Source organism: Vibrio sp. L85, assembly GCF_963871815.1.
In the GTDB taxonomy this organism is placed as follows: domain Bacteria; phylum Pseudomonadota; class Gammaproteobacteria; order Enterobacterales; family Vibrionaceae; genus Vibrio; species Vibrio harveyi.
Window position 1 is genome coordinate 170780 of sequence record NZ_CAWMYL010000246.1, and the last position, 17010, is coordinate 187789.

The window sequence follows — 17010 nt, forward strand, 5'->3', positions numbered from 1 at the left end:
TCGATGAAAGCGGATAAATGTAAGCTTTCGAAAATAAACTGAGCTTTCAAATAATCTAAGTTTTTGAAAAACGTGAGTCTTAGCGATCAAATACCAATCGCATAGCATGTGCTGCCTGCTCATTGACTTGTTGGTCGACATACACCAACCCACCGTTGACCCAAGTTTTCTTGATTTGTGAGGAGAACTGATGGCCAGCAAAAGGCGACCAACCACAGTGGTACAAGCTATTGTCATTGGTGACTAAGGTCGGCATTTTTGTATCCACCAGCACCAAATCAGCGAAATACCCTTCACGGATAAAGCCACGTTGCTCAATACCGTAGCGGATGGCTGGGTTATGTGCCGTCTTTTGAACCACTTGCTCCATCGTCATATGTCCGCGAGCGACTTGATCAAATAAAGACAATAGTGCGTGCTGTACCAAAGGTAACCCCGCTGGCGCTTGTTCGTAAGGCACCTGTTTTTCTTCCCTAGTGTGGGGGGCGTGGTCTGTCGCGATAATGTCAATTTGACCTGTATTAAGTGCTTTTAGAATAGCCTCACGGTCACTTGGGTATTTCACCGCTGGGTTACATTTGATTTGGTTACCACGCTCTGCGTAATCTTCATTGCTAAACCACAGGTGATGAACGCAAGCTTCAGCGGTAATGTTTTTGTTCTCGATTGGACCTGCATCAAACAGTGCTAACTCTTTTGCCGTTGTAATGTGCAGAACATGCAACTGACTGTTGTACTTCTTAGCCAGTTCTACCGCATAAGAAGAGGACGCATAGCACGCTTCGTCATCACGCAGTATCGGATGATCTTCAATGGTGAATTCCGACTTCTCTTTGAGTAGTCGCTGCTTGTTTTGCGCAATCACAGGTCCACTTTCACAGTGCGTTACGATGAGCACCGGTGAATCACGGAAAATTTCCTCCAAGGCTTGAGGTGCTTCCACCAACAAATCCCCCGTCGAAGCCCCCATAAACACTTTCACGCCACAATGTCTCTTTGGATCAAGCTGTTTGATTTGCTCAAGGTTGTCTTCGGTCGCACCAAGATAGAAAGAGTAGTTCGCGAGGGAGCTCTGCTCGGCAATGGAGAATTTGCTTTCTAACGCTTCGATGGTCGTCGTGGCAGGGTTTACGTTCGGCATTTCCATATAGCTTGTGATACCACCTGCAACCGCTGCACGGGATTCTGTTGCAATCGAACCTTTGTGCGTTAAACCCGGCTCACGAAAGTGTACTTGGTCGTCTATCATACCGGGGATTAGATAACACCCTTTAGCATCAATCACCGTGTCTTCCGGTTTTGAGGCGATATCGGTCGAGATAGCTTCAATTCGCTGATCGACAATTCGTAAATCGGTCTCGGTAATGGTTCCTTCGTTGACGACAAGGGCGTTTTTAATCAGTGTTGCAGGCATAGCGGTTCAGAACTCCTTGCTGATGATGCCAATAATGGGAAAGGATAAACGTCGTAAAGTGGCAGTGATGAAGACGACAATAAGTGGACACTCAAAAACACTTACTGGGATTTCGCACAGTCATCACAAACACAATTGATCTCTAGTTGAGGGCTGACAACGGTGAAGCCTTCTTCTTTTGCATGGGATTGCAGACCGTGAATCAAGCTTGGGTCGATGGCTTGCTCGCTAATTTTGTTGCATTTGGAGCAGATGAGAAATTGAGGAACGCCATGTTCGTGCTCGCAGAGGATATGGGAGCAGACGATGTATTTATTAGAAACTTTAAGCTTGTGAGCCAAGTGCTCACCTTCAAGAAAATCCAAGATTCGATACACCGACATTGCCTGAATATTTTGTTCAAAATGGGCTTTGCAATAATCCACCAACTCATAAGCTGACAAGGCTCTATCGGCATGGACCAACGCTTTCAACACCAGTTTTCTCTTGGAAGTTAATTGCTTTCCTTGAGCTTTAAAGCTCACCTCTACATGCTTAATAATGGCGTCAATATCGCTCATTTTCACCTCACACAAGACACACGCTACCTTATAATAATTTTGATTACTGTTATGTTATAACATAAAAAATAGATTCATCAAGGTAAGGTCAAAGTGAACGCGACTTGGGTATACGCATTAGATCCGTTACTCTAATTAGTTCGTATCCAAATCAGAATAATCGAAACGGATGGCTAGGATGGAACATGTTGGTTCTCGAGCGTTGATTGTAGAAGGCGGCGCGATGCGTGGGGTGTTCTCCTGCGGCATACTCGATCACTTTATGGCACAAGATTTCTCCCCTTTTGACAGCTTTTGGGGTGTCTCGGCGGGCGCAAGTAACTTAGCGGCTTACCTTGCTAAAATGCCGGGCAGAAACCTCAAAATCTATCTCGACTACAGTCTACGAAAAGAATTTATCTCCCCCACTCAACTTGTACGCGGTGGCGATATGATGGATTTAGATTGGATGTGGGACGTCACGCTTAAAGAGTTGGGCATTGATCGAGCCGTACTTTCTGCCGATCCTCGACCATTCTTTTTAGGTGTCACACGACAAGACAACGGACAACCAGAATACCTAACACCTTCCGTAGAAATGTTGGCGGAAACCATGAAAGCCAGTAGCGCCTTACCAATCATGTACCGCAATGGTGTGCCATTAGATGGCGTAAGGTATGTGGATGGTGGTGTAGCGGATGCAATCCCTATTGCCGAAGCCATCAAACGCGGTGCAACCAAAATCATGGTGCTACGAAGCCGCCCTGCCAGCTATCGCAAATCCAAGCCTAAGTTTGAAAAGCTAACTTCACGTTTACTGAAAGATCATCCAGCGTTAATCGAGCCAATGCTCACGCGCCATATTCGTTACAACCAGAGTCTGGAACTGATAGAGAACCCGCCAGTTGGCGTTGAGATCATCCAAATCTGTCCACCAGAAGGCTTTAAGTTAAAGCGTTTAAGCCGCTCGCCAGAACCTTTACGTCAAGCTTATGAGCTGGGTGTGGAATGTGGTCCACAAGCCATTGAACGCTGGGAGCAAAGCTAAACAGAGCGCAAAAAGCTCACTGCCCTCGTGAAAAGACAAAAAAAGCCACACCCAATTGGTGTGGCTGATGCAAATTCGATGGCAGTGGATATCGTCTTTGCTTGCGTATGAGCCCAATAAACGGACTCCAAATCACTTAGTGTTTTTCTCTCGAACTGTAATTCCAAGAGTTGGCGTCAAGACTTGGTGCCGAGCAACGGTATTGGGTGCCTTAATAAGTTTCAAATACACCAGAATTGTAGTCTTGAATCGCTTGTTCAATCTCGTCGATGCTGTTCATCACAAATGGACCATAATGCACAACAGGTTCATTAATTGGTTCGCCAATAAAGAGCAGTACTCCGCTAGCGTCATTGGCTTGCAGTTCTACCCACTCACCTTGCGAAAGCAGTGCCATCTCACCTTGCATGACCACGCGCTCGCCCACTTTAATACTTCCTTTATAAGCATAGGTCATCATATTGTGATGTTTCGGTGTCATTAATGTCATTGTCGCACCTGGATGCGATTGCCAATCAGCAACCGTCACTGGTACACCCGTTTTACTTAGCGGTCCTTTGACAACCTCATCGCCGATGCTTAACTCGCCAGAAATAACACGAACCAAACCATGGGACTCTGCGCGATGTTCGGTAATAGTATCCGGTTGGAAGTCGTGATATTGCGCCGGAGACATCTTGTCTCTTGCAGGTTGGTTAATCCAAATTTGGAAACCGTGCAGCTCGCCGTCTTCCATGATTGGCATTTCACTGTGAATCACACCACGACCAGCAGCCATCCATTGCGCACCGCCAGAACGAAGCTCACCAATGTTGTCCATATGGTCCCGATGTTGGAAATGACCGGTGAGCATATAAGTTAGTGTTTCAATGCCCCGATGTGGATGTGGAGGGAAACCACCCACATAATCTGCACGTTGGTCTGATTTAAGCTCATCGACCATCAAGAATGGTGAAAAGCTCGTGTTATTGAATCCGGCTACGCGACGAATTTTAACCCCATCACCATCTGCGGTTGCATGCGATGGAATGATCTGACGAATCTCTCTCACTGTGCTCATAATATTGCCTCCCTTATTGGTATGGACTCATTGTAGGAAGGGGGATGCCAAATCATGAGGGGATGAAATTGTTCTACTCCATCAGTTTTTTCGAACGAAAAGAATTTGAAAAATAAATGTAGCTATTTTTTAAACACCCTGTATAGTGGCGGCTGGCTCTAGAAAAGAGCTGTTAATGCTACATTTAGTTTAAGTTCCCTCTCAGTAACACCCTGAATCCTTGATTCAGACTCCTGCGTAAAACTTCCTCTTGATTGCACATTCAATAGCTTAAAAAAGATCCATCACAATTCGTATATTATTGTTTAATTTCAGAGGTTTTTATGTCTGGTAAAGTAACTGGTTCAGTAAAATGGTTTAACGAAACTAAAGGCTTTGGTTTCCTAACTCAAGACAACGGCGGTCAAGATGTATTCGTACACTTCAACGCAATCGTTGCTGACGGTTTCAAAACTTTGGCTGAAGGTCAGAAAGTAAGCTTCAATGTAGAAGAAGGTAAAAAAGGTCCTCAAGCGACTGAAGTTACTCCTCTATAAGATAGCTTTTCTTGGTGCAGCATTTCCTCGCTGCACCAAACTCTCTCCCCCTTCAAAAAATTCCTCAAACTTAATATTTAGCAATTAAATTTTGCTTGGTTTTCTGCTGCCTAAAATATACCCAAGTAACCTCGAGATGCTAAGTTCAGCGAGAATGACTTGGTTTGTAGACGCGGCGGATACGATATCCATCGTTGGAACACTAGATCTATCGAACCCGATAGCCATCGTTGGTATTTCACTTACTTAAAATTAGGAAAAATTATGTCTAGAAGAACAGGTCGTCAAAGACACTGGTACCAATTATTGAATAAAGAAAAGATCACCAAAAAACAGGAGAATAAATGATAGAGATTGAATTCCGTTTAAAACAACCCGACATCTCTTGGAACGCCAAAATTCATCAACTCAATAGTGATATTTTAAGGCGCCATATATTGCCAAAACTCCAATCGGCTTGTTATCTCATTGATTTTAAATACTGTGAGAAAACCTACTCCGGAGACATTCTGTGTGACTCAGGTTCAAAGCTAGGAAGTTTTATTATTAAATAAATCAATTTTCGTGCATTAATGAATAATGCGGATATTTAGGAAGAATTTCCAAAGGAAAAATCATGGCAAAGAAAAGCAAGAAGCAAATTGAGCAAGAAAAGAAAGAGTCCGAACAAAACGCCGCAGCGATTAAACAACAAACGCGCCGCCGAATCGAGGACATCATGGAGCAAAGAGAATTTGATAAAATGTTCGAACTATAAATACATTCCATTTCCTTTTCTCTACTCTTCTCAATCTAAAATATCGACGTGCAAGGTATCGCCACCCCTCTTCTCTCAGTTCACAATGAGAGCTCACAATGAGCAACGCACAATAAACTCGATATGACTCCCAATGTTTCTCGCATGGTGTGGTTCAGTATTAGCCACTGAATATTCGACGCTCAGCAAGGTGTGTGCTGACAACGAAGCCATCATGCGATGAATCACAGCCTCGATACAGATCTCCATCGCTCAATTAAACCAACACTTTTTTGCCTTTCCGTTCTTCATTCTCCGTTCTCCACAAATAACAATTTCATCAACGACTCTAGCCAAGCTTCAATTTTTGAGTATAATCGCAACCGTTTGCTTCGTATAACCCCAATGATATGGTTTGGGGGTCTCTACCAGCTCCCGCAAAGTGCTGATCACGAAGAGTCGAGATCACTGTGGATCTTACTCTTTGTAATGGCGTTCGATTTTTCTCAATCTATACCTATCCTTAGAGTAATTGCATCCACAACAACCATAAGAAAAAGTGGGAGTTTATTATGAACGCATTTATTCAAGGTCTTCCAAAGGTAGAGTTACACTTACATATCGAAGGTTCGCTAGAGCCAGAACTGTTGTTTGAACTGGCACAACGTAACAACATAGACATTCCATACGAATCGCCACAGGCACTGCGCAAAGCGTACGAATTCGAAGATTTACAGTCTTTCCTAGATATCTATTATCAAGGTGCTAACGCGCTGCGTACAGAACAAGATTTCTATGATTTGACTTGGGCTTACTTAGAGCGCTGCAAAGCCGACAACGTCATCCATACTGAGATCTTCTTTGACCCACAGACCCACACCGACCGTGGCATTGAGTTTGAAACGGTCATCAACGGTATTCACCGAGCAATGCAAGATGGTAACGAGCAGCTAGGTATTACGTCTCAAATTATCGCATGCTTCTTGCGTCACCTATCGGAAGAAAGCGCCATTGAAACGCTGCAATCAATCATCAAACATCAAGACAAAATCATCGGTGTAGGTTTGGACTCTTCAGAACTCGGTCACCCGCCAGAGAAATTCAAACGCGCTTTCCAACAAGCAAAAGCAGCAGGTCTATTGACGGTAGCGCACGCAGGTGAAGAGGGTCCGGCGCAAAACATCATTGACTCTGTTGAGATGCTTAGCGTTAGTCGTGTGGACCATGGCGTTCGCTGTGTTGAAGATGCTTCATTGGTAGATGCGCTTATCGAAAGTAAAATGCCACTAACGGTTTGTCCATTGTCGAATATTAAGCTGTGTGTGTTTGACCAAATGGAGCAGCACAACATAGTCGATTTGCTGCGTAAGGGGGTCGCGGTGACGATTAACTCGGATGACCCGGCGTACTTTGGCGGCTACATGACGGATAACTTTAAAGCGGTCAGCGATGCTCATCCAATGACGAAATCAGAACTGGCTCAGTTTACGATCAATGCGATTAATGCGAGCTTCATCAGCGAAGCACTTAAAGCCAAATACCGTGCTCAAGTCGCTGATTACTTAGCGAATCACTGATTATAAATACAAACCAATAAGGGCTAGATTGCTAGCCCTTATTTTGTTGTTTGCTATACCTATTTCGCTACGCACCTCATGATGCGTCTCGCTCGGTTTTAATACAGTTTCTTCCCGCATTTTTCGCAACATAGAGCGCCTTGTCTGCTCTTGCGACCAGTTCATCAAAACTGTCTTCTAACTCTAATGTCGCAATACCTGCACTGAAAGTCACTTTCGAAACGGGGCTGAAATCCTCATCCTTAAGCGCCTCTAACCGGCTTTGCGCCCATTGCTGTGCCTTCTCTAAAGATACCTTTGAAGCGACGATGACAAACTCCTCCCCACCCCAGCGTGCCAACATCCCTTCTTCCAAAGGGTCTTGAGCGAGAAAGTCAGCAATATGCTTTAGTACATCATCTCCAACATCATGTCCAAAGGTGTCGTTGACCTCTTTAAAATGGTCGAGGTCGAGTAAAATCAATGACACAGGCCAACTGTGCGCTCTGGCCTTCTGAAGCTGCTCGTGGACTTTGGTGATCAGTGCACGGCGGTTAAATAAGTTGGTGAGCGGATCATGCATCGCCAACCATGTAAGCTTGTGGTTGTTTGCATTGAGCAGATTGACCGAATACGCCAACTCTTGGTTCGCTGTGTTGAGCTCTTGCGTTCTGAGTGCGACCACTTCTTCTAGCTTTCTATTGTGCTGATGGATTTCATCAAAGGTGTTTTTAAAGACATTGGAAAGCTGGCCGATTTCATCTTTCGAATCGTAGCCAGAAAACGTGGTGTAATGGTTGTTGACCGCGTTTTCAACGTCGTACGTCAACTCCAAAATCGGTCTTGTGATGGAATTGGTGAGATAAAACACGATCGGCATAAAGACAACAATCACCACCGATGAAGTAATCGCAACGTCTTCCAGTAGCTCATTGATATCGAGGAAAATATCGGACTCTTCCGTAGTCACGAAGAGCGTCCAATTAGGTAAGGTGTCGATTTTAGCAAAGGTCACGATCTTGGCTTCATTCACCTTTCTGTCGTAGTAGTGGCCGTGTCCGACATTTTCCCAATTGGTTTGCACTGCAATGTCCGCAAAACCTTCAAACCCAACTCGCTCACCTTCAAATATATTGGCGTGCAAAATCAGAGAGCTGTCGGGGTGAGAAACCACCGTTCCACTGCTATCAGAGATCCAAGCATAACTGCTGTTGCCTAACTTCACTTTCGACAAACGCTGTGCGAGGTAGTCTACGGAGATAGAAACACCGACAATCCCTTTCCAGTTATCCGCTTCGTCATACACGGGCACACCAAGGGCCACAACGGGCGTTTTGACCAGTAAGCCAACGTGCGGTGCCGTGATGTGATAGTCCGCGCTCTTCCATCGAGCGTCTTCTACAAATTCTGGCCACTCAATTTTGATGGTTCTGCTTTTGTGATCAATTAGATTCCAATGCTCATCGACGAAAAGCGTATTAATCACGGACTTCTTAGACATGCTTTTGAGCCATTTAAGCTCTTCGACAATAAAGTCGATATCCCCTTCTTGCACACGTTGATGGCCACTGATGGTTTGCAATGACGCCACATGTCGTTGCAGTTCTTGACTGATGACGTCTGAATGAAGGTTGGATAATTGGATGGAGTTTTCTAGGGCGACACTAAAGATCCGTTGCCGCTCTTTAAAGTACAACACGGAGAAAAGAATCAGGACGAAACAAATCGTCATTACTGAGTACGTAACGACAAACTTGGTTCTCACACTTCGGAAAGCAAACCCCGCGATATACACAAATGTCCTTATCAAGTGTATGGATATGCATATAGTCTAGTTTGTTAATAAAGAGTCTGCTATGTGGTTTAGCGCAAAAATTGGCTTAAATTGAATGATTTATTACGAATTTCTCAGCAGCTAATAAACACTGCTCACGTAACCATTGATGGCTTGGGTCATTAGTGCGAGAGGGGTGCCAATACATCGCTACATCGATCGGATCTTTCATGAACTCAGCTTCAAGTTCTCTGAGGTGATACAAATCTCGATATTGCTCCAGTAAGGTTTGTGGCATCAAAGCAAGATAATCACAGCGTTGTACCACTGGCAGTATCTCGATAATACTTCCCGCCTGCCATGCCACTTGGCGCTTCCCTAGGATCTGCTCATTCTTGATGCCACGGCCAATCAAATAACCGTTTTGTTGGTCAAACTGAGAAAGCGTCACATGCTTCTCGTTAAGGTACTCTTCTACGCTGATGGTGTTGCCTTGTAACCGAGGATGATCCTCTCGGCATACCACAGTGAGTTTATCGGACATCAAAATCTGTGAACGCAAATGTGGGTGTAAGTTCGTCTGAGCTTCAATCACCAAATCGCACTGCTGTGACCTCAGCAAGCTAGTTAAGTCCATAGTGAAAAGCGGCTCAATCCGCGTGTTTGCTTTCGGTGCTTTTTCGTTAAGTAAGGCTGAAAGCTCTGGCAGCAAAGTAAAACTGAACACACTGAGTGAAGAGATCACAAAACGCTTATCGCACTCGGCAGGATTAAATCGCGAGTGCTCTGGCAGCATATATGCGATGCTCTCTACTGCACTCGCTAATGTCGGGTAGATATCAACTGCAAACGCCGTTGGTGCAACGCCATGGCTTTCACGAATGAATAACGCATCCTTAAACACCTCACGAAGCCTGACTACCGCTTGGCTGACCGCAGATTGACTCACACCCAGACGTTGCGCCGCTTTGGTGTAACTCTTCTCTTCCACAATCGCCACAAAGGTCGGGATAAGACTGTAATCTGAGTACTTCATAGATTATGTGTTCTCTAATATTTCCATGCTGACATTAGCTTAACTTATATCATATATCACTCAACTTATGGCGTTTTTTCATACAATTCCGCGCATGTGATTACAAAAGACAAAACAATAATCACGCGCTCAACGTTTTACCCTCACACATTGATAAAAGGTATAACTATGAACGTCATAAAAGCCATAGGTCGTGTCATTTTTGCGATTTTTATGGTGCTATTAAAGTTCTCACTTTTCATGGCTCTAATGCTCGGTGGAGCTTACTTGCTTGCGCCTATGGGTACGATCAATTCGAAAGATATTGATATGAGCTTGTTTACCAATACCCCTAACGACACCATGATGGTGATCTTCAACTCCGAGTACTTCAGCGGTTATCTATTTTCCGTCACCATAGCGCTTGCCCTTTTTGTCATCTATTTGCTATGGCAGATCCACGAAGTTGCGGTACATCGAGCTCAAGAGAAGAAAAGTTCTCATATCCAATTGGTATTTGCGCTTTCTCTATGCGGTTTGTTCATCCATAAAGCGTGGTGGGTGCTGGCGTTAATCATTGCGTTCGCCAACTGGGAACACATCGGCAGCTCACTAAGCAACATCATTCGCAATAGTCGATTGGCTTCACAGCCACAAACAACGACCAAAACAGCAGGGGAATAATCCATGAAAGAGGTAATGATTCCGTACATTCTGATCATGTGGATTTTGGTCTCAACGGGTGCGATAAAATGGACGTTCAAAAGCGCATTTTGGATTATCTCTGGTGGTGCATTTATTCTGGTGGTATTAGGGATACTCTCACGCCTTTGGGCTCCGGTTGATTTGACCTACTCATCCACCGTAAAAGCACCTCATTCGGTTCTTTCTCCCCTATTTAGAGAACAGATTGACCACATCTATGTCGACCACAACCAAGAAGTGAAGAAAGGCGATGTGATCTATACGCTCGTCGACACCACCTCTTTGGCAGACGTAGAAAAAATTAAAGCAGGGATTGTTCAGCAAGAAGAAAATGTGGCGCAGTTGAAGCGCGACATCATTCGCGGCAAAACATCACCAGAGATCTTTAAAGGTCGAGACATCGAATACTACGAGTCTCAACTGCGCGTTGCAGAAGCCTCGTTAAAATCCCTGCATGCCGACCTACAAAAGACCCAATTTGAGCAAGAGCGTAAGACAGTTCGAGCGCCTTATGATGGGCAAGTTGCGGTAGTGAATGTCGCGGATGGGAGCCGTGTCGGCAATATGCACATCTACGATACGTCACGTAAGTTCTTAGAAATGCGTATTCCAGACCAAACCTACCGCTATGTTGAAAAAGGACAGTTTGCCGAATTTTACGTCGATGCTTACCCAGGCGAAGTATTCCGCGCTCGCGTACACAGCATTACGGCAGGCACTGGGGAATCCTCTGTCTCACCATTACAAGGACCACAAAGCGTCCGTCAGCATGTCGGCGCAAATACCAGTAGCCATGGTCGTACTGTGATTCTGGAGATCTTCGAACCGGAAGGCAAAACCATCCCGATCGGAGCCACTGGTTCAGCATGGATTGCAGCGACTAAGCCACACAGTTTGTTCGGTTTCATTGATGTTATCGGCGCAGCAACCGTCCGACTTCATTCTTACAAGTCTTATCTAAACGCAATGTAAAAAATAAACAAACCGTCCACTGAGGCGGTTTGTTTTTATGATGCCAATTAAGACCTTACATTTCTTCCGTGGTTAGCCCGTGGTTTTAGCGCTAGACTGAGTGAGCTAAATAAAGCTACCCAAAAGGAAGAAAATCATGATTCAACAAGGTCAAGCACTGCCAGCGGCAACGCTAAGCGAACTGACTGCCGATGGTATGGTTAACCACCAAGTGACAGAGCTGTTTGCGGATAAGAAAGTGGTTCTGTTTGCGGTTCCTGGAGCATTTACGCCAACGTGTTCAGAAGCGCACTTGCCAGGTTATGTCGTATTGGCTGACCAACTTAAAGCGAAAGGTGTGGACCTGATTGCGTGTGTTTCTGTTAACGATGCATTCGTGATGCAAGCTTGGGGTGAAGCGCAAAACGCGTCTGAGTTATTAATGCTTGGCGATGGCGACGCAAGCTTTACCAAAACACTGGGCCTAGAAATGGACACCGGCGGTTTTGGTGGCGTTCGTTCACAGCGTTACGCGATGATCATCGACAATGGTGTGGTCACCGCATTAAACGTTGAAGAGCCAAAAACATTTGAAGCAAGCAAAGCGGAAACTATTCTCGCAGCACTTTAAGCTCAGCGCTAAGATCACAAAACGGAAGCCTCTGCGCTTCCGTTTTTTCTATCTGAACTCACTGATTTTACTAGCTCAGCGCCACACATTTAATGAAGATGAAGTTCGGGAATGTCGCCAAGCGTTGGTAATGTTCTTCTGAGATTTCACGAATCTTCTCATTCACCTTACCTTCTGAGATCGCCAACATCGCCATGCCAGCCCCACTGATCGCATCGGTAATGTCTTGCAAAGAGCGACGATAGAATGCCACAGGAACTGGCTCACCAACGGTGTTCCACATATCTTCTACAAGCTCTTTGTCGTAATAATTGCCTGAAGCAGAACACTCAAAATCCGCAAATGGATGATGAGTCGAAAATACGAACTGACCACCTGCTGTTAACACACGTTGGATATCATTAAACAAAGGGCGAAGATCTTCGATGTAATGAACCATGAGCGGACAAATAACAAGATCATATTGCGCATCTCGCTCTTCTGGTAAGCCTAACGCCAAGTTTTGCGCATAAGCTGTAACTGAATCACCCAACTTACCCATAACGATATCAATCATCTCTTGCGCAGCATCAATACAAGTCACAGAGCTTGCGCCTCGCGCCAATAGAAGCTGTGCGTAAATACCCGAACCGCAGCCTAAATCCAGCACCCTCTTACCTGTAACATCACCGATAAGTTCAAAGGTATTTGGACGCTCAAAGTGCGCGTTGTACAGGTTATCTTGTGCTGCCACATCGTATTGCTTTGCGTAGGTGGTGTACATTTCTTGCTTCATGGTGACTCCAACAGAAAAAGTGGGATGCGAAGACTAAAAAATACCCGATAACAAGTAAAGTCAAAAGCGCGTTAGAAGCGTGATCTTGCGTGTACATTGGAGAAGATCGATGACTGATGGTTCAATTGAGCCTTTCCAACCGATTGCAAAGGCTCGATGTGTAACAACAAAGTGTTTATTGGAATGACAAGAACAGCACTAGCGCATACGTACTACACTGGTTTCTTGCTTGCGTTGCATTTCAGCAAACGTCATGACGAAAGGAGAAGATTGCTTAACTCGACTTGGTAAAGAAGAGAGTGCACTGTAGGCATCTTGCTTGGTCTTGAAGTCACCCACCGTCACTGTGTACCAACGAGTGCCGCGGCTGTTTTTCCAGTTCACCCATACCGGATGTTTCGGGTCAATGTAACGAATGTACTCTTTGACATCTTTTTCTTTCTTCAATGCCAACACTTGCATGGTGTAATGGTTTGGGTTGAGGTAGCCGTAAGCATCTTGTGATGACATTACCCCCACACATTGCCCCGTTTCTACAGGTTGATGCTGAGGCATAACACAGCCAGTAAGTGACATAGCCAAGGTCAAAGATAGAATCTTGCGCACGCGTAACTCCGTTTTTGTTCTGAATGGTTCTCTTTAAGAGTGCTCTACGCTGAGTAGGCGACCGCAACGACAGAAAAATGAAGCACAAAACAAAAACGGCAGATTGAACACTTCAATCTGCCGATTCGTTTACAAGCAATGTTGCCAATCTTCTTTATCGTCCGTCAGGAAATACCACCTGATTCTTACCGTTTTGCTTCGCTTCATAGAGGCTTTTATCTGCGCGGCGGAAATATTCGTCGTTGTACGTGAAGGTATCAATCTGCCCACCATGACTTACCCCAACTGAGGTAGTGATGTGCAAACTTCCCTCTTCGGTTTCGAACAACGCGTCATCAATGTGCTGACGAATTTCTTCAAGACGTTTCGCTAGGTCATCGGTTGCTCTTAATAGCATCAAGAACTCTTCACCGCCCCAACGAATCAACAACTCTTGGGCATGAACATGAAGCCTCAATCGTTCTGCAAAACCTTCCAAAACGCGGTCGCCTGCCTCATGTCCGTGAATATCGTTAACGTCTTTGAAGTTATCAATATCAAACAACACAACGCGATACTCTGTTTTTGCATCTAACTGTGCAGGGTGATCAATCTGATCATAGTAAAAGCGTCGGTTATGCAACTGAGTCAGTGGGTCAAGCAAAGAAAGCTGATGAAGCTCTTGGTTTTTGCGCTGCGTCGCTAAGACTTTAGACACCGTAAGCGCCAGTACGACAGCACAAACCGCTATCCAGATAATCGCAATCTGAAAGCGCAGCTTCTCTTGATCCAGCTCCGATTCCGCCAAACGTTTTTCTACTTCTAATACGTCTCTTTCACGCTGGATGTGCTCTGTCGCAAACGCCTGTTCTAAATCATACACTTTGCCGAGTAACTGCTTCTTACTGTTAGCAGAAAAATGCTTAAAGGAATTCAAAGCGTTCTCATACTCGCCAAGTTGTTCGAATATCTTTGCCTTCTGTTCTTCAACTCGAATCAGCCAACGTTGATGCTCTATCGAACGAAACGCAGCCGCACTCAATGCCGCACTTTGCATCGCCTTATCTAAGTCTCCGAGCGCCAATTGAGACTTCGACATAATCAAATAACACTGTCCATATTCAATTGGAAAGTCAGCAGCAGAAGGCAACATAACGCACTGCTGTGTAGTTTCAAGCGCCTTAGTAAACTGCTTTTCCAGCAACAGCATGTCAGCTTTGCCTTTCAGCTGGATTAGATGATGGCGAAGGTTCGTTGAGGTTGCCTTGTAGAACTCTTGAGATTTCTCATAAGCAGCACGAGCGAGCTTAACGTTGCCCTGTCGGTTATAAACATGCGCTTCGTTGAGATACAGAATCTGTAGCCCTCGCGCTTTATGCCCTTGAGCGTGACGCTTTAGATAAATCTGCTGCGCTTTTTGGATGAACTCTAACGCCCTATCCCAGCTTTCAATATGCAGATAAAGCAGCCCTAGGTTGTTATAGATTGTCCCTTTGTACGCCTCTTGCCCCACTTTATTGGCGATATCTATTGCATCAAGGAAATAGCGCTGGGCATCGACTAATTGATTGGTCGCATTATTTAGCGCCCCCGCGATATTGTAGAACCGTGGCAATAGAGAGTTAATTTGCTCTTTTTTAGCGATATCAATGGCAAGTTTTATCTCAGTCAATCCAACATCATTACGCCCGTGCAAGGTGTGCTGCATGGCACTGTCTGCCAAAAGTACTGCATCAAGCCAAGGTTGTTCAGTTTCACGAGCGATGGTCTGGAGCTGCCCACGATACTCTGCCGCCAGTTGTGGCTCATCGTTCGCACGAGCAACACGATATTGCTGATACAAGGCGTAGGATTTTTCAAGCTCAGTCGAAAAGGTGTTGCCGATTGCAGCCAGTGCTTGTTGTGCGCGTTCCGGATCACTGTACGCCAATGCACTGACATCCAGCAATGCCTCACCTTGAGCTGATTTAGCAAGCAAAACCTGAGGATCTTGGCTGATGATTTGTTGAATATTTTCACTTGGCGAATCCTTACGCCAGTAATCGTGTAAAGCAAAAGCGACCACTACCCAAAGCAGTGCCGCTAGCAAAGTGACAACATAGCTTTTTCTCACGAAGTATTACGTTCCATCTCGATTGTATTAAGAATTTTCTTTTTAGAAGCATCTGATTTATAAGCGAACAATAACATCAATCCGATACATTCCCAAGTGCGCATAAGAATCGATTTTTATATAAATGTCACGGTCATATAAATGTTGCTCTAATGGCAAGATTTCCTGTCATCCTTGTATTGGCGTTGTGGGAAACCATTGGGAGAAAAAACTGAGCTTTAAATAAACAAAAAGCCGCAACTTAAAACTAAGATGCGGCTTCAAATAAAATCAGAGAAAAAAGAAGGTTAGAACCAGCTTGCAACCAAACGCTTGAACCAATCCACTAGGCGCTTAAAGATACCGCCTTCTTCTACTGGCTCAAGTGCGACGAGATCCGCTTCTTTCACTACATCACCATCCACTTTATATAGGACTTTACCAACAATTTGATCTTGTTGAATCGGAGCCATTAGGTCGCCGTTGTATTCCACTTCTGCTTCCAACTTGTTCACGTCACCTTTCGGTAGCGTTAGGTAAATATCGCGTTCAACGCCAACTTTAAGTTCGTCTTGGTTACCCATCCAAACACGTGCTGTTGCGACTTCTTTACCCGCTTGCGTTGGCACAACAGTATCGAAGAAACGGAAACCGTAACTCAGAAGCTGTTTGCTCTCTGATTCACGTACACTCGGGCTTTTTGCTCCCATAACAACCGCGACTAAACGCATGTCGCCATTGGTAGCAGACGTTGCAAGGCTGTAACCGGCCCCGCTGGTGTAACCCGTCTTCATACCGTCAACGCTCATACTACGGTCACGCAGCAAACCATTACGGTTGTATTGAGTAATGCCGTTGTAGGTAAACGACGTTTCACTGTACAGCGGGTAGATATCAGGAAGATCACGGATGATGGCACGACCTAGCGTTGCGATGTCACGCGGGGTCGAGTACAAACCGTCACTGTCTAGACCATGTGGGTTGGTAAAGGCAGAGTTCGATAAACCAAGCTGGTTCGCCCAGCTATTCATCAAACCAACAAAGCCAGCTTCACTTCCGGCGACGTGCTCAGCAATCGCGACACTGGCGTCGTTACCTGATTGCACAATCAAACCGCGGTAAAGATCGGAAAGCGAAACCGAGGTACCAACTTCGATAAACATTTTTGAAGAATCAGGGAAGTTCTTCGCCCACGCATTGCGGCTGATCACCACTTCATCGTCTAGGCTAATGTTGCCTGACTTCACCTCTTGCCCCGCGACATAAGCGGTCATCAGCTTAGTCAAACTCGCCGGGTTTAGGCGTTTGTCGGCATCACGTTCCACCAGCACAGTGCCAGTGTGGTAATCCATTAAAACATAGCCTCGAGAGCTTAACTCTGGGGCATTAGGAACAACGGTAGGAGCAGCAAAACTAAACGCAGAAACAGCGGTCAAGGTGGTCGCTAACGTAGCATTGATTAAAGTGTTTTTTCTCATAGCAGCATTCTGTGGCTTACAAATTAAGTCGAGTATATGGAAACGCTGTTCAGTTACAGCAGCTCTGTTACGATTGGTTACGTTTACTCGATATTTGTCGAAAAGAATGCGAAGT

The 17010-nt window shown here is 45.1% G+C and carries 17 protein-coding genes and 1 riboswitch; of the genes, 8 read left to right on the forward strand and 9 right to left on the reverse strand.

Going from position 1 to position 17010, the window contains the following annotated elements:
• Nucleotides 1–79 precede the first annotated feature (79 nt).
• Nucleotides 80–1414 (reverse strand): dihydroorotase, encoded by a 1335-nt coding sequence (locus AACR11_RS27650; RefSeq protein ID WP_029788167.1) that lies wholly within the window; start codon nt 1412–1414, stop codon nt 80–82.
• Between the two features lie 101 nt (nt 1415–1515).
• Complete coding sequence (locus AACR11_RS27655) at nt 1516–1974, reverse strand: Fur family transcriptional regulator (protein WP_005452672.1); 459 nt, start codon at nt 1972–1974, stop codon at nt 1516–1518.
• Between the two features lie 178 nt (nt 1975–2152).
• Here AACR11_RS27655 and AACR11_RS27660 point away from each other — a divergent pair, with 178 nt between their 5' ends.
• Nucleotides 2153–3001 carry a patatin-like phospholipase family protein gene (locus AACR11_RS27660; protein ID WP_005452674.1) on the forward strand — a complete coding sequence of 283 codons (849 nt, stop codon included), beginning with the start codon at nt 2153–2155 and terminating at the stop codon, nt 2999–3001.
• A 211-nt stretch (nt 3002–3212) separates the two neighbouring features.
• On the opposite strand, the gene AACR11_RS27665 is transcribed toward AACR11_RS27660, so the two are convergent.
• The gene (locus AACR11_RS27665; protein ID WP_029788170.1) at nt 3213–4061 is read right to left on the reverse strand and encodes a pirin family protein; all 849 of its coding nucleotides are present in this window, start codon (nt 4059–4061) and stop codon (nt 3213–3215) included.
• A gap of 323 nt (nt 4062–4384) precedes the next feature.
• On the opposite strand from AACR11_RS27665, the gene cspE reads away from it, so the two are divergent.
• The 4 genes from cspE (at nt 4385) to AACR11_RS27685 (ending at nt 6910) form a co-directional block, all read left to right on the forward strand.
• On the forward strand, nt 4385–4597 hold the full coding sequence (gene cspE / locus AACR11_RS27670; protein ID WP_029788171.1) for a transcription antiterminator/RNA stability regulator CspE: 213 nt from the start codon (nt 4385–4387) through the stop codon (nt 4595–4597).
• Between the two features lie 344 nt (nt 4598–4941).
• On the forward strand, nt 4942–5151 hold the full coding sequence (locus AACR11_RS27675) for a hypothetical protein (RefSeq protein ID WP_005452681.1): 210 nt from the start codon (nt 4942–4944) through the stop codon (nt 5149–5151).
• A gap of 62 nt (nt 5152–5213) precedes the next feature.
• Nucleotides 5214–5354, forward strand: coding sequence for a hypothetical protein (locus AACR11_RS27680; RefSeq protein ID WP_005452683.1), 141 nt, complete (start codon nt 5214–5216; stop codon nt 5352–5354).
• A gap of 351 nt (nt 5355–5705) precedes the next feature.
• Nucleotides 5706–5805, forward strand: a riboswitch (purine riboswitch).
• A gap of 100 nt (nt 5806–5905) precedes the next feature.
• Nucleotides 5906–6910, forward strand: a complete 1005-nt coding sequence (locus tag AACR11_RS27685) for an adenosine deaminase (RefSeq protein ID WP_029788172.1) — start codon at nt 5906–5908, stop codon at nt 6908–6910.
• 76 nt (nt 6911–6986) lie between these two features.
• Here the strand turns inward: AACR11_RS27685 and AACR11_RS27690 are convergent, their stop codons facing one another.
• The gene (locus tag AACR11_RS27690) at nt 6987–8621 is read right to left on the reverse strand and encodes a sensor domain-containing diguanylate cyclase (RefSeq protein WP_029788173.1); all 1635 of its coding nucleotides are present in this window, start codon (nt 8619–8621) and stop codon (nt 6987–6989) included.
• A gap of 148 nt (nt 8622–8769) precedes the next feature.
• Nucleotides 8770–9699, reverse strand: a complete 930-nt coding sequence (locus tag AACR11_RS27695; protein ID WP_029788174.1) for a LysR family transcriptional regulator — start codon at nt 9697–9699, stop codon at nt 8770–8772.
• A gap of 168 nt (nt 9700–9867) precedes the next feature.
• Between AACR11_RS27695 and AACR11_RS27700 the strand changes: the two genes are divergently transcribed.
• The 3 genes from AACR11_RS27700 (at nt 9868) to AACR11_RS27710 (ending at nt 11965) form a co-directional block, all read left to right on the forward strand.
• Complete coding sequence (locus AACR11_RS27700; protein ID WP_005452687.1) at nt 9868–10362, forward strand: hypothetical protein; 495 nt, start codon at nt 9868–9870, stop codon at nt 10360–10362.
• Nucleotides 10363–10365: 3 nt separating this feature from the next.
• The gene (locus tag AACR11_RS27705; RefSeq protein WP_029788175.1) at nt 10366–11355 is read left to right on the forward strand and encodes an efflux RND transporter periplasmic adaptor subunit; all 990 of its coding nucleotides are present in this window, start codon (nt 10366–10368) and stop codon (nt 11353–11355) included.
• Between the two features lie 136 nt (nt 11356–11491).
• Nucleotides 11492–11965 carry a peroxiredoxin gene (locus AACR11_RS27710; protein WP_005452691.1) on the forward strand — a complete coding sequence of 158 codons (474 nt, stop codon included), beginning with the start codon at nt 11492–11494 and terminating at the stop codon, nt 11963–11965.
• A 70-nt stretch (nt 11966–12035) separates the two neighbouring features.
• Here AACR11_RS27710 and AACR11_RS27715 read toward each other — a convergent pair whose 3' ends face one another.
• The 4 genes from AACR11_RS27715 to AACR11_RS27730 form a co-directional block, all read right to left on the reverse strand.
• On the reverse strand, nt 12036–12740 hold the full coding sequence (locus AACR11_RS27715; RefSeq protein WP_029788176.1) for a class I SAM-dependent DNA methyltransferase: 705 nt from the start codon (nt 12738–12740) through the stop codon (nt 12036–12038).
• 198 nt (nt 12741–12938) lie between these two features.
• Nucleotides 12939–13346: an SPOR domain-containing protein gene (locus tag AACR11_RS27720; protein ID WP_005452696.1), complete on the reverse strand. Its 408-nt coding sequence runs from the start codon at nt 13344–13346 to the stop codon at nt 12939–12941.
• A gap of 154 nt (nt 13347–13500) precedes the next feature.
• The gene (locus AACR11_RS27725; protein ID WP_009701747.1) at nt 13501–15438 is read right to left on the reverse strand and encodes a tetratricopeptide repeat-containing diguanylate cyclase; all 1938 of its coding nucleotides are present in this window, start codon (nt 15436–15438) and stop codon (nt 13501–13503) included.
• Nucleotides 15439–15725: 287 nt separating this feature from the next.
• The gene (locus AACR11_RS27730) at nt 15726–16895 is read right to left on the reverse strand and encodes a D-alanyl-D-alanine carboxypeptidase family protein (protein ID WP_017818550.1); all 1170 of its coding nucleotides are present in this window, start codon (nt 16893–16895) and stop codon (nt 15726–15728) included.
• Nucleotides 16896–17010: the final 115 nt, after the last annotated feature.